The following is a 12,946-nucleotide window of genomic DNA, read 5'->3' as shown; positions in this document are numbered from 1 at the left end:
CGTTGACGAATAGTTCGGTGACGAAATAGATTCCCGCCCATGCCTCACCCCTTACGCACCCGTTCCTTCCGCCTGCTCTTCGTCGGACGCAGCCTCTCACTGCTCGGTGACGCCGCGATTCCCGCAGCGCTCACCCTCGCCGTCTACCTGGCGACCGGCTCGACCGGAGACCTCGCGCTGGTGCTCGCCTGCGCGATGGTGCCCAAGCTGCTCCTGCTACCTCTGGGCGGCGTGGTCGGCGACCGCTTCAACGCCCGTACGGTGGCACTCACCACCGATCTCGTACGGTGCGTCACCCAGCTCTTCGTCGGCGCCGAACTGCTCTCCGGCACCCCGGCGTTGTGGCAGATCGCGGTGGCCGAGGCGATCGGCGGAGCCGCCGGCGCCTTCTCCATGCCGACCGTCTCGCCGCTGATCCGCGGCACCGTGGCCGAGTCCGGACTACTGCGTGCCAACGCCCTGATGGCCGTGGTCGGCAGCGCGGCCCGGATCGGCGGCCCGGCCGTCGCCGGGGCGCTGGTGTTCACCGCGGGGCCCGGCTGGGCCTTCGTCCTGGACGGCGCGACGTTCGCGGTGAGCGCCGCGCTCCTCGCCGCGATCGAGGTACGGCACGTCGCCATCCCGCGGCGTTCGCTGATCGGCGACCTCAAGGAGGGCTGGGGCGAGGTCCGGAGCCGCGACTGGTACTGGACCAGCCTGATCGCCCACGCCGCGTGGAACGGGGCGGCCGCCGTCCTGATGACGCTGGGCCCGGCGCTCTTCCTCCGCGACCTGGGCGGCGAGGGCGCCTGGCTCGCCCTCCTCCAGACCGGTGCCGTGGGGCTGCTGATCGGCTCACTGGTGGCCGGCCGGGCCCGGCCGCGCCGTCCGGTCCTGACCGCCAACCTGGGGGGCGCGCTGTACGCCCTCCCGCTCTGCCTGCTGGCCGCGCACGCGCCCGTCGGCGTGGCCGTCGTCGCGTACGGGACCGCCATGGCCGGGCTGGGCTTCCTCAACCCGGTCTGGGAGACCGCCGTCCAGTCCGCCGTCCCCGCGCACGTGCTCGCCCGGGTCACCTCGTACGACTGGCTGCTCTCGCTCGGCGCGATGCCGCTGGGGTACGCCCTGGCCCCGCTCGCCGCCTCCGCGTGGGGACCCGAAGTCCCGCTCGCCGTGGCCGGGTTGCTGGTCGGCTCGGCCTGCCTGGCCACGGCGGCCGTGCCGGGCGTACGGCGCTTCAAGGCACCCACCGAACCCGTCGAGGCGGTGACGCGGACCACCGGGACCCCGGCTTGAACATGTTCAAAGAGGGGTCTACAGTCCATGACAACAGCATTTGAACGCGTTCAAGGGAGGGTGGGGCATGGACCTCACTGTTGTCGCGTACGTCATCTACCTGCTCATCAGCGTGGCGCTCACCATCTGGGTCGCCCGCACGCTGAGCCGCAACGGCAAGGTGTTCCTCGCCGATGTGCTGCACGGGAACGAGAAGCTCGCCGACGCGGTCAACCACCTGCTGGTGGTGGGCTTCTACCTGGTCAACCTGGGATTCGTGACGCTCTATCTGAAGAACTCCGACGGTGTCGCCGACGCCCGGGAGCTCTTCGAGGCGCTGTCGGTCAAGGTCGGCGTCGTCCTGCTCGTCCTCGGGGTCATGCACCTCGGCAACGTCTACGTGCTCAACAAGATCCGTCGCCGGGGCCTGATGGAGCGCGAGCAGACCCCGCCCGTCGCCCCGCAGGGCTGGACGGGACCGGGACCGTGGGCCGCGCCCGCCCCCAGGGCGTGAGGGCCGGTCATGAGGAGGCACCGCACAGGTGGCGGGCGGTGGTCCGTCGAACGGCTCACCGTGCTCTACGACGCACAGTGCTCGCTCTGCGTCCATCTGCGCCAGTGGCTGCTGAACCAGCGTCAGCTGGTCCCGCTCGACCTCGTACCGGCGGACTCGGCCGAGGCGCACCGCCGCTTCCCCGGCCTCGACCATGCCGGGACCCTGGAGGAGATCACGGTGATCGGTGACCGGGGGCAGGTCTACCGCGGAACCTCCGCGTGGATCGTCTGCCTCTGGGCGCTGGCCGAGCACCGGCCGAAGGCCCACTGGCTGACCACCGCGGCCGGCCGCCCGTTCGCCCGGGCGACCGTCCTCGCCGCCGCGAAGTACCGCTCGCTGACGGCCGAGCCGTGCCGTGCGGACGGGGGCGGCGGCGAGAGCGGTGGCGGGGACGTCGCATGCCGGGTCCAGGGCCCCGGCCCGGCGACGTAGCCGTTCCGGATACCCTCGGGACCGTGGTGAAGGAAGAGAAGGACGTGAAGGAAGTCAAGGCTCCCAAGAGCGAGCAGACCCGCACACTCATCCTCGAGACCGCGCTCCGGCTCTTCCAGGAACGCGGGTACGACAAGACGACGATGCGGGCCATCGCCCAGGAGGCCGGCGTCTCCACAGGGAACGCGTACTACTACTTCTCGTCCAAGGAACACCTGGTCCAGGGCTTCTACGACCGGATCGCCGCCGAGCACGAGGCGGCGGTGCAGCCGGTCCTGGCCGGCGACAAGGACCTCGCGGTACGTATCCGCGGGGTCCTGCTCTGCTGGCTGGACGTGGCGGAGCCGTACCACCGCTTCGCCGCCCAGTTCTTCAAGAACGCCGCCGACCCCGAGAGCCCGCTCAGCCCCTTCTCGCGCGACTCGGTCTCCGCGCGGGAGGCGGCGATCTCCATCCACGAGCGCTGCCTGGCGGGCTCCGGCACCAAGGTCGACCCCGAACTGGCCGATCTGCTGCCCCAGCTGATGTGGCTGAACCAGATGGGGCTGGTGCTGTACTGGGTCTACGACCGCACGGACGACGCCGAGCGCAGCCGCCGCCTCGTCGAGCGCATCTCCCCGATCATCGCCCGGGCCATCGCCCTGTCCCGGTTCCGGGTGCTGCGGCCACTGGTGCGCCAGGTCTACGAGGTGCTGGAGGAGTTCCTGCCGGGAGCCACGGGCCGGGCGCCGGCCGAATAGGGCGGGAAACGGCCGAGCGGCCGCCCCCGGATGATCCCGGGGCGGCCGCTCGTCGTCGTTCCGTGGTGCCGGATCAGATCCAGCCCAGTTCCCACAGCCGCCAGATGCCGGTGCCGTCGGAGAGGTACTGCGATCCGGAGATGTCGGGCTTGGCGAGGACGTAGTCCTTCTTCTGCCACAGCGGCACCAGCGGCACGTCCTCGCCGACCAGCTTCTGGAGTTCCTTGAAGTCGGCCGAGGTGCGGCTGCGGTCGCTGTACTCCAGCGTGGAGCTGATCAGCTGGTCCATCTTCTTGCTGGCGTAGCCGTTGTGGAGGCTGTTCTCCCGGCCGACGAGCGGCTGGCTGAAGGTGTCGGGGTCCGGGTAGTCGGGGAGCCAGCCGACGGTGTACATGTCGTACTTGCCGGCCGCGTACTCCTTCTGGAAGGTCTGCCACTCGACGGCCTTCACCGTGACCTTGAACAGGCCGTCCGCCTCCAGCTGGCGGCTGATCTCCGCCGTCTCCTTCTTGTACTCGTCGTCGTCGCGGTAGGCGAAGGTGACGGGCAGCGGCAGCTGTACGCCGGCGTCCTGCATCAGTTCCTTGGCCCGCGTGACGCTCGGCGACGGGTAGGCGTCGAAGAAGGGGGTGCTGTGCCCGATGTAGCCCTGCGGGATCAGCGAGTAGAGCGGTTCGACGGTGCCCTTGTAGATGTCGGTCACCAGCGGCGCGCGGTCGATGAGCGCCGCGATGGCCTGGCGGACCTTCTTGTCGGCGAGCGGCGAGCTGTCGCGGACGTTGAAGACCAGGTTACGGATCTCGGCGCTGTCGGCCTCCGTCACGTGCTGGTCGACGGCGCCCGGGTCCAGCTCGGCGAGCGTGGACGACGGGAGCTGACGGTGCGTGACATCGACCTGGCCGGACTTCCAGGCCGCCAGCAGATCGTCCGACTGCTTGTAGTACCGCACGGTGACCGGACCACCGGTGCTCTTCAGCGCGCCCTTGTACTTGGTGTTCGGCACGAGCTCGGCGGTGACGCCCGCCTCGTACGACTTCAGTACGTACGGCCCCGAACCGGTCACATGTCCGTCGTCGCGGAGCTTGTGCTCGGAGTAGGCCTCCTTCTCGACGATCGAGCCCGCTCCGGTGGCGAGCTTCTGCGGGAAGGTCGCGTCACGCGAGGAGAGGTTGAAGGTGATGGTCCGGCCCTCGGTCACCACGTTCTTCAGGCTGGGGAAGAGGACCGACGGACCGACGTCCGTCGCGATCCCCATCATCCGGTCGAAGGAGTACTTGACGTCCTCCGCGGTGATCTCCTTGCCGTCGGAGAAGGTCAGGCCGTCACGGAGCTTGCACTGGTACGTCTGCAGCTTCCCGCCGATGAACCCACAGCTCTCCGCGGCATCCGGTTCGGGGATGATCGCCCCGGACTTGAACGTCATGAGCGACTGGTAGACGTTGCTGTACATCGCCCACGAACCCGCGTCGTACGCGCCCGCCGGGTCGAGCGAGGTCACCTCGTCGGTCGTGCCGACCGTGACCGGTTCAGTATTCCCCTCGTCCGAGGGAAGCAACTGCCAGGCGACCACGCCTGCGATGACCAAAACCGCGAAAATCGCGAGAATCCGTAGCCGGATCGACCGCATTGCCGTGCTCTCCCTTACCAGCCCCACCTCGGCGTCGCGCTCAGATACGCAGATCACCGCACGTTCGCGCTCAGCCAATCACACGATTTTCACATCTGGAAGAGGAAATCAGAGCCTCATAGGCTTTTGTTCGTTAGTTGAAACCTTGGGCCGATACGTCGAATACAGAGGGTTCACGACCGGTCACCCGATCGCTTGTTCCGCGTCGTTCGACGGTGATTACGCCTGGCGGGACGCGAGCTCGACGACGGTGATGTCGGAGGGGGCGCCGACCCGCACGGGCGGACCCCAGGCACCCGCGCCGCGCGTGACGTACAGCTGGGTGTCGCCGTAGCGTTCGAGCCCCGCGACCGTGGGATTGGACAGTTCCGCGATGTGGTTTCCGGGCCAGAGCTGGCCGCCGTGGGTGTGTCCGGAGAGCTGGAGGTCCACGCCGTGCTCGACGGCCTCGTCGATGACGACGGGCTGATGCGCCATGAGAACGGCGGCGCGGGTACGGTCCCGGTCTCCGAGCGCCCGGCCGAAATCCGGGCCCTGCCCTTCGCTCTCGCCCGCGATGTCATTGACCCCGGCGAGATCGAAGCCGTCGATCTCGACCCGGGCGTTCTCCAGCGGGTGCAGGCCCAATTCCCTTACGTGATCGACCCATTCGGTGGCACCCGAGTAGTACTCGTGATTTCCGGTCACGAAGAACGCGCCGTGCCGGGAGCGGAGCCGGGCGAGCGGTTCGGCGGCCGGGCCGAGATCCTCGACCGATCCGTCGACCAGGTCCCCGACGACCGCGATCAGGTCGGGCTGGGTCCGGTTGACCGCGTCCACGATCCGCTGGGTATGGGCGCGGCCGAGGACCGGGCCCAGGTGGATGTCGCTCACGACGGCGATCCGGAAGCCGTGGGCGGACCGGGGCAGCCGCGCCAGCGGGACCGCGACGCGCTTGACCCGGGGGCCGCGCAGCACCCCGTAGGCGCCGTAACCGGTCGTGCCGAGCCCCGCCACGACGGCGGCGCCCCCGACGGCCCGCGCGACGAAGAGGCGGCGCGAGGGGGCGGCGGGGTCAGGGGTGGCGGCGAGGGGTGCGGCGGGCGGCGGGGCCGTGGTCGTGACGGTGGAGCCGTGTGCGGCGGTCACCGGTTCGGCGGCGACGGCGCCCACGGGGTACCGCTCGGCCCGGCGTGCGAGCAGCCGGCTCAGCAGCGGGCGCACGAGTTCCCCGGCCAGCAGGGCAAGCGTCAGATAGAGCAGGGCGGCCAGCCACAGATAGCCGGGCCAGGCCAGCACCTGCTGGAGCCAGAAGGGCGTGCCCGTACGCCCGGAGACCAGGGCGCCGACGCTCAGCAGCGGCAGGACGTACGCCGCGACCGTGCCGGCCCTGCGCGGCATGCTGCCCGCTGTCGTGGTGTCACCGACGAGGCGGCGCCACACATAGCGGTGGACGAGGACCAGCAGCGCGAGCACCGCGACCGCCGCCAGAGCGAAACCCAGGACCGCCATGCGCACTCCCCCGCCTAGTTCGTTCCCGTTTGTACCGCATTCGGCCCAGGCCGGTAGGAGACGTACTACGCGCCTTGGCTGCGCAGGGCCCTGACACCACGGAACCCGATCACTCCCACGGCCGTCCCCAGGAGAAAGGACGTGATGGCGAGCAGCAGATGGACCCAGAAGTAGGCGGTCGGGTCACCCGCGTCGTCGAAGGCGAGACCACTGCCGTCCTTCCACAGGTTCTTGACGAAAGTGACCCAGATGAACCAGCTCCACACCCCGAAGGCGAGCAGGAACCAGGAGACGGGGCGGCTGAGCTTCATGGAATCAGTATCTCCGTCACGTTCCCGCCGCCGCGCCCGGGGTGGGCTGTCCCGGCGGTACGCACGGCGGGTCATCCCTCCGGTATCCATATTCAGATCAACTGCATGTACGTTTTCGACCGTGCCAGCTCTCAAGAAGGCCGCTCTGTCGGTCACCTCTGCCGCTTTGCTGTCCGTTCTCCTCGTCGGTCCCGCGTCGGCGGTCAGCCAGGACGCCACGGACGACGAGCCGAAGCCGCCCACCGGCATGTCGCAGGTCGGTGGCGCACAGCTCGGCCGGAGCGGGACCCAGGTCAATCTCGGCGCCGGTGCCCCGGTCCTGCCGAAGAAGCTGACCGGCAGGTCGTGGATGGTGTCGGACGCGGAGACGGGCGACGTGCTCGCCTCCCACAATCCGCACTGGCGGCTGCCTCCGGCCTCCACGCTGAAGATGCTCTTCGCCGACACCGTGATGCAGGCGCCGGCGCTCCAGCCGAAGACCCGCGAGTACACGGTGCAGGACGCGGACCTGGCCGATCTCGGCGAGGGCAGCAGCCTGGTCGGCGTCAAGGAGGACCTTCCCTACACGGTGCACGACCTGTGGCTCGGGGTCTTCCTGCGCTCGGGCAACGACGCGGTGCACGTGCTGGCCTCGATGTACGGGGGCGTCCCCAAGACCGTCACCGACATGCAGGCGCACGCGGACGAGCTCCAGGCCCTGGACACCACCGTGGTCTCGCCCGACGGGTACGACGCCCCCAACCAGGTCTCCAGCGCGTACGACCTGACGCTGTTCGCCCGCAGCGGGATGCAGAAGGCGGACTTCCGCGAGTACTGCGCGACCGCGACGGCGCAGTTCCCCGGTGAACAGAAGAAGGGCAAGAAGCGCGAGAGCTTCGGCATCCAGAACACCAACCGGCTGCTCACGGGGGCCGACGGAGTCACCGCGTACAAGGGCATCGCGGGCGTGAAGAACGGCTACACGACGCACGCCGGGAACACCTTCACCGGAGTCGCCGAGCGCAACGGCAAGGTGCTGCTCGTCACCGTCATGCACCCGTCGTCCGAAGAGACGCACGCCGTCTACAAGGAAGCGGCGAGCCTGCTCGACTGGGGCTTCGCGGCCAGTGGCAAGGTCACCCCGGTCGGCGAGCTCGTTCCGCCGAGGTCCGCCGACACGGGCACCGGGACGGGCAAGGGCGCCCAGGCCGGCAAGCCTGCCGCGGACAAGGGCGGCAACGGGCCCGGGACCACGAAGGCCGCCGCGGCCACCGACGGTTCCGGCGGGGTCGGGATCGCCCTGGGGATCGCCGGCGGAGCGCTCGTCCTGGTGGCCGGGGCGGCGTTCCTGGTCAACCGGCGCTGGCCGCTGCCGGACCTGGTGCGCCGCCTCCCCCGCCGCTGAGGGTGCTTCCGCCGGCTTCCCTTCCGCCGGCACCCCTTCCGCCGGCTTCCTTCCCACCGGCTTCCTTTCCACCGGCTTCCTTCCCGGGAGCGGACGCGGGGTCCGGCTCCGCGTCCGCCGCCGGGCCGGCCTCGTCCTTGCTCCGCGTGGCCGTCCAGGCGGCACAGAACAGCAGCAGCTTCGCCGTGAAGTTGATCCACAGCAGCAGCGCGATCGGGACGCCGAAGGCCCCGTACATGCTCTTCGACGCGACGCCCTTCATATAGCTGCCGAGCAGCAGCTTGAGCAGTTCGAAGCCGACCGCACCGATCAGCCCGGCCACCACGAGCCGGCGCCTCGGCGGCTCGACGCCGGGCAGCAGGGTCAGCAGGTAGAGCAGCAGCAGGAAGTCGGCGACGACCGCCACCAGCAGGGCCGCGATGCGCAGCAGCACGCCGCCCGCGCCGTCCTCCGGGATGTTGAGCAGATCGGCGACCCGGCCGACGGCCACGGAGCCGACCGAGGAGATCGCGAGCGTCACCAGGGCCGCCCCGCCCAGCCCGAACAGCACTCCGGCGTCCTTGAGTTTGCGCAGGACGGGGTTGCCCTGGTCCACGTCGTCCATGCCCCAGACGGCGCGCAGACAGTCCCGCATCGAGCCGATCCAGCCGATGCCGGTGAAGAGCAGCAGCGCACCGGCCACCAGTCCGACCGTCCCCGCGTGCGCCACCAGGTTGTCGATGCCGAGCTGGTCGGAGATGCCGGGCACCTGGTCGGCGACCTTGTCCTCGATCTTGTCCAGCTGCTTGTCCGAGAGCAGCGCCGCACCGATCGCCGCGGCGACCGCGATCAGCGGGAAGAGCGCCAGGAAACTGATGAACGTGATCGCTGCGGCGAGCCTCGCCCAGTGGACCCGTTCCAGCGTCTCGTAGCTGCGCCAGGCGTGCGTCTCCATCAGCCGGGAGACGAGCGGCCCGATGACGGGGAGTTTTTTCAGCCAGTCCATGAGGTACGACTACCCGCCCCGGCCCCGAAAACCGGTGCCCGGTCCGCCGCGGGGCGGATGACACCCCCTCAATCACCCATTTCGGTGAGTGTTGTAACAAATCCCTCAAAGGTGTTTTCTCGGGCGATACGGTCACCCTCATGTCTGTCGACACCGTGTCCCTGACCGGCTGGGGCCGCACCGCCCCGACGGCCGCCCTGCGCTTTCACCCCCGTAGTTACGAGGAGGCGGTGGCCGCGGTGCGCGGCTGCGGGCCGCGCGGCTCGATCGCCCGCGGCCTGGGCCGGGCGCACGGCGACGCCGCGCAGAACGCCGGGGGTTCCGTCCTCGACATGACGGGTCTTGACCGGATCCGCACCATCGACGCCGGGGCCGGGCTCGTGGTGTGCGACGCGGGGGTGAGCCTGCACCGACTGCTGGAGGTGCTGCTGCCGCTCGGCTGGTTCCTGCCGGTGCTGCCCGGCAACCGGTACAGCACGGTGGGCGGGGCGATCGGGTCCGACGTCCACGGTCACAACCACCGCACCGCAGGCTCCTTCTCGCGCCATGTCGTCGCGTGCGAACTCCTCACCGCGGACGGCCGGATCCGTACGGTCGTGCCCGGCACGCCGCTCTTCGACGCGACCGCGGGCGGCCTGGGCCTGACCGGGGTGATCCTCTCGGCCACGCTCCGGTTCCATCCCGTCGCGACGTCCCTGATGTCGGTCGACACCGAACGGGCCCTGGATCTCGACGACCTGATGACGAGGCTCGCCGCCGGCAGCCGCCGCCACCGCTATACGTCCGCCTGGGTCGACCTGACCGCCCGTGGCCGGTCGACGGGACGCGGCGTCCTGACCCGGGGGGAGCACGCACCCCTGCACATGCTCCCGGCGCACGCCCGGCGCACACCGCTCGCCTTCCGGTCGGCCGAGCCGCCCGCCACCCACCTCGCCGTACCGGACGTCGTGTCCGGAGGGCTGCTGGGCCGGATGTCCGCCACCGCGTTCAACGAGGTGCGGTACCGCCGCGCGCCCCGGTCCCGCACCGGTGAACTCCAGCGGATCTCCGCGTTCTTCCACCCCCTGGACACCACCGCGCACGGCTACCGGATCCACGGCCGGGGCGGCCTCGTGCGCTACGAGTTCACCGTCGGGGACAGGCGGGCCGAGACCCTGCGCCGGATCGTCGGACGGATCTCGCAGCGGCGCTGCCCGTCGTTCACCGCCGCGCTCGGACGGTTCGGCCCGGGCGATCCCGGCTGGCTGTCGTTCCCGGAACCCGGCTGGAGCCTCGCCCTCGACCTGCCCGCGGCCCTGCCGGGACTGGCGCGCTTCCTCGACCGCCTGGACGAGGAGGTGGCGGCGGCGGGTGGCCGGGTCTGCCTGACGGCCGACTCCCGGCTGCACCCCGACACGCTGGCCGCGATGTACCCCCGGCTGGACGCCTTCCGCCGGCTTCGGGCCGAGCTGGACCCGAACGGGGCGTTCCGGTCGGATCTTTCGCGCCGGCTCTCCCTCTGACCCCCTCTGACCTCCCTCTGCCGGCGCGACAACCGCCGCCTCGTCACGCGCCCCACTTCCGCCTTCAGTAAGGAGCGTTCCCGTGAAGGATGCCTTCGGTGCCCCGCAGTCCCTGCTCATCCTCGGCGGCACGTCGGAGATCGGGCTCGCGACCGCACGCCGCCTGATCTCCCGCCGCACCCGCACGGTCTGGCTGGCCGGCCGCCCCTCCCCCGCCCTGGAGGCGGCCGCGGCCGAACTGCGCGGCCGGGGGGCCTACGTCCGTACCGTCGACTTCGACGCGCTGGACACCGAGTCCCACGAGACCGGCCTCGGCAAGATCTTCACCGAGGGCGACATCGACATGGTGCTCCTGGCCTTCGGCATCCCCGGCGACCAGGAGCGCGACGAGGAGGAACCCCTGTCCGCGGTCCGGGTCGCCCAGACGAACTACACGGGCGCCGTCTCCGCCGGTCTGGTGTGCGCCGGCGCACTCCAGGCGCAGGGGCACGGCTCGCTGGTGGTGCTCTCCTCGGTGGCGGGGGAACGTGCCCGGCGCGCGGACTTCATCTACGGATCGAGCAAGGCGGGCCTGGACGCGTTCGCGCAGGGCCTCGGGGACGCCCTGCACGGGACGGGGGTGCACGTGATGGTCGTACGCCCCGGAATCGTCCGGCCGGCGACCGTGCCGCCCGGGTCCGGCGCCGCGGCGTCCGGGGCACCGCTCGCGATGATCCCGTTCACCCGCACCCCGCTGGTGACCACTCCGGACGCGGTCGCGGACGCGATCGTGACGGGGCTGCGGAGGCGTTCGGAGACGGTGTGGGTGCCGGGGGCGCTGCGGGCGGTGATGTCGGCGCTGCGGCATGTACCGCGGCCGCTCTTCCGGCGTCTGCCGGTGTGAGGGTGGCGGGGTGCCGCCCGCCGGTCCGAAGGCCGGCGGGGTGGCCCCCGCCCGCCGGTCCGCTCAGGTGTGGAGCGAGGGCGCGTCCACGGAGCTGCCGCTCTGCGCGGGCACGGCGGGGCTTCCGCCGCCCGCCCCGAACGGGAACTCGTTGATCTTGCGCCAGACGCTGTCCACGCCCTGCTCGTACAGCGCGAAGGAACCGCAGGTCCAGGACGCCTCGTAGTCGCCGAGCTCGGCGTAGGCCCGGTCCATCGACGCCTCGGAGATGCCGTGCGCCACGGTCACGTGCGGGTGGTACGGGAACTGGAGCTCGCGCACCAGGGGCCCGGAGGCGTCCCGGACCCGCTTCTGGAGCCAGGAGCAGGCCGAGGCGCCCTCGACGACCTGGACGAAGACGACCGGCGAGAGCGGGCGGAAGGTGCCCGTCCCGGAGAGCCGCATCGGGAAGGGGCGGCCGCCGGTCGCGATGGCGGCGAGGTGCGCCTCGATCGCGGGCAGGTCGGCCGCCTCCGCCTCGGTCGGCGGCAGGAGGGTGACGTGGGTGGGAATGCCGTGTGCGGCAGGGTCCCCGAAGCTCGCGCGCCGCTCCTGGAGCAGGCTGCCGTAGGGCTCCGGGACCGCGATCGAAACGCCGAGCGTTACGGTCCCCACGTCGTTCTCCTCAATCCTCGAGCATCTGTTTTCAGCCACTGGCGGCCGCATGCTTCACGCCGCCAGTGTGCCGCCTGTGGGGACCCTGGCGCCAGGGTCCTTGGACTCAGTGCTTGACCGGCAGAAGGCCCATGCGGTCATAGGTCCGCGCCAGGGTCTCGGCGGCGACGGCCCGTGCCTTCTCCGCTCCCTTGGCCAGGATGGAGTCCAGCGTCTCGGTGTCGTCGAGATATTCCTGGGTGCGGGTACGGAACGGTGTGACGAAGTCGACCATGACCTCGGCGAGATCCGTCTTCAGCGCACCGTAGCCCTTGCCCTCGTACTTCTGCTCCAGGTCGGCGACGGACGTGTCGGTGAGGGTCGAGTAGATGGACAGCAGATTGCTGACACCCGGCTTCTCGACCTGGTCGAAACGGATCACGCTGTCCGTGTCCGTGACGGCGCTCTTCACCTTCTTGGCGGTCGCCTTCGGCTCGTCGAGGAGGTTGATCAGACCCTTGGTGGTCGCCGCCGACTTGCTCATCTTCGCGGACGGGTCCTGAAGGTCGTAGATCTTCGCCGTCTCCTTGAGGATGTACGGGTCCGGCACGGTGAAGGTGTCCCCGTAGGTGCCGTTGAACCGTTCGGCGAGGTTGCGGGTCAGCTCCAGGTGCTGTCGCTGGTCCTCGCCCACCGGGACCTGGTCGGCCTGGTAGAGCAGGATGTCGGCGACCATCAGCAGCGGATAGGTGAAGAGCCCCACCGTGGTGCGGTCGCTGCCCTGCTTGGCCGACTTGTCCTTGAACTGCGTCATCCGGGACGCCTCACCGAAGCCGGCCAGACAGTTCATGACCCACCCGAGCTGGGCGTGCTCGGGAACATGGCTCTGGACGAAGAGCGTGCAGCGCTCCGGGTCCACCCCGGCGGCGAGCAGCTGCGCGACGGCGAGCCTGGTGTTGGCGCGCAGCTCCGCGGGGTCCTGCGGGACGGTGATCGCGTGCAGGTCGACCACCATGTAGAAGGCGTCGTGGGAATCCTGCAGGGCCACCCACTGGCGGACCGCGCCGAGGTAGTTGCCGAGGTGGAACGAGCCTGCGGTGGGCTGGATTCCGGAGAGCACACGGGGACGTTCAGAGGCCATGGAAGTC

The 12,946-nt window shown here is 70.4% G+C and carries 13 protein-coding genes; 7 read left to right on the top strand and 6 right to left on the bottom strand.

Features of this window, described 5'->3' with window-relative positions; all coding sequences use genetic code 11:
* Positions 1-39 precede the first annotated feature (39 nt).
* The 4 genes from OG446_RS23690 (at position 40) to OG446_RS23675 (ending at position 2,982) form a co-directional block, all read left to right on the top strand.
* Positions 40-1,275, top strand: a complete 1,236-nt coding sequence (locus OG446_RS23690) for an MFS transporter (RefSeq protein WP_328895909.1) — start codon at positions 40-42, stop codon at positions 1,273-1,275.
* A 67-nt stretch (positions 1,276-1,342) separates the two neighbouring features.
* Positions 1,343-1,768 (top strand): hypothetical protein, encoded by a 426-nt coding sequence (locus tag OG446_RS23685; protein WP_326658478.1) that lies wholly within the window; start codon positions 1,343-1,345, stop codon positions 1,766-1,768.
* A 9-nt stretch (positions 1,769-1,777) separates the two neighbouring features.
* Positions 1,778-2,242 (top strand): thiol-disulfide oxidoreductase DCC family protein, encoded by a 465-nt coding sequence (locus OG446_RS23680; protein WP_328895908.1) that lies wholly within the window; start codon positions 1,778-1,780, stop codon positions 2,240-2,242.
* Between the two features lie 23 nt (positions 2,243-2,265).
* Entirely contained in the window at positions 2,266-2,982 is a 717-nt protein-coding gene (locus OG446_RS23675; protein WP_328895907.1) for a TetR/AcrR family transcriptional regulator, read from the top strand.
* 73 nt (positions 2,983-3,055) lie between these two features.
* Here OG446_RS23675 and OG446_RS23670 read toward each other — a convergent pair whose 3' ends face one another.
* The 3 genes from OG446_RS23670 to OG446_RS23660 all read right to left on the bottom strand — a co-directional run bounded on the left by OG446_RS23670 (position 3,056) and on the right by OG446_RS23660 (position 6,411).
* Positions 3,056-4,609: an ABC transporter substrate-binding protein gene (locus OG446_RS23670; protein WP_328898395.1), complete on the bottom strand. Its 1,554-nt coding sequence runs from the start codon at positions 4,607-4,609 to the stop codon at positions 3,056-3,058.
* Between the two features lie 219 nt (positions 4,610-4,828).
* Positions 4,829-6,100 (bottom strand): metallophosphoesterase, encoded by a 1,272-nt coding sequence (locus OG446_RS23665; RefSeq protein ID WP_328895906.1) that lies wholly within the window; start codon positions 6,098-6,100, stop codon positions 4,829-4,831.
* 65 nt (positions 6,101-6,165) lie between these two features.
* Positions 6,166-6,411, bottom strand: coding sequence for an SCO4848 family membrane protein (locus OG446_RS23660; RefSeq protein ID WP_328895905.1), 246 nt, complete (start codon positions 6,409-6,411; stop codon positions 6,166-6,168).
* 121 nt (positions 6,412-6,532) lie between these two features.
* On the opposite strand from OG446_RS23660, the gene OG446_RS23655 reads away from it, so the two are divergent.
* The gene (locus OG446_RS23655; protein WP_328895904.1) at positions 6,533-7,795 is read left to right on the top strand and encodes a D-alanyl-D-alanine carboxypeptidase family protein; all 1,263 of its coding nucleotides are present in this window, start codon (positions 6,533-6,535) and stop codon (positions 7,793-7,795) included.
* Here the strand turns inward: OG446_RS23655 and OG446_RS23650 are convergent.
* Positions 7,743-8,780, bottom strand: a complete 1,038-nt coding sequence (locus OG446_RS23650) for a YihY/virulence factor BrkB family protein (RefSeq protein ID WP_328895903.1) — start codon at positions 8,778-8,780, stop codon at positions 7,743-7,745. The genes OG446_RS23655 and OG446_RS23650 overlap by 53 nt on opposite strands.
* A 140-nt stretch (positions 8,781-8,920) precedes the next feature.
* Here OG446_RS23650 and OG446_RS23645 point away from each other — a divergent pair, with 140 nt between their 5' ends.
* Together OG446_RS23645 and OG446_RS23640 are read left to right on the top strand one after the other, a co-directional pair.
* Positions 8,921-10,282: an FAD-binding oxidoreductase gene (locus tag OG446_RS23645; protein WP_328895902.1), complete on the top strand. Its 1,362-nt coding sequence runs from the start codon at positions 8,921-8,923 to the stop codon at positions 10,280-10,282.
* A gap of 82 nt (positions 10,283-10,364) precedes the next feature.
* Entirely contained in the window at positions 10,365-11,165 is an 801-nt protein-coding gene (locus OG446_RS23640) for a decaprenylphospho-beta-D-erythro-pentofuranosid-2-ulose 2-reductase (RefSeq protein WP_328895901.1), read from the top strand.
* A 63-nt stretch (positions 11,166-11,228) separates the two neighbouring features.
* Here the strand turns inward: OG446_RS23640 and OG446_RS23635 are convergent, their stop codons facing one another.
* Positions 11,229-11,819 (bottom strand): 2'-5' RNA ligase family protein, encoded by a 591-nt coding sequence (locus OG446_RS23635; protein ID WP_328895900.1) that lies wholly within the window; start codon positions 11,817-11,819, stop codon positions 11,229-11,231.
* Positions 11,820-11,925: 106 nt separating this feature from the next.
* Complete coding sequence (gene trpS, locus OG446_RS23630) at positions 11,926-12,939, bottom strand: tryptophan--tRNA ligase (protein WP_326658488.1); 1,014 nt, start codon at positions 12,937-12,939, stop codon at positions 11,926-11,928.
* Between the last annotated feature and the right edge of the window lie 7 nt (positions 12,940-12,946).

Source organism: Streptomyces sp. NBC_00236 (genome assembly GCF_036195045.1).
Lineage (GTDB): Bacteria > Actinomycetota > Actinomycetes > Streptomycetales > Streptomycetaceae > Streptomyces.
Note: the sequence above shows the minus strand (reverse complement) of the source record. Positions and strands in the feature narration are given on the sequence as shown.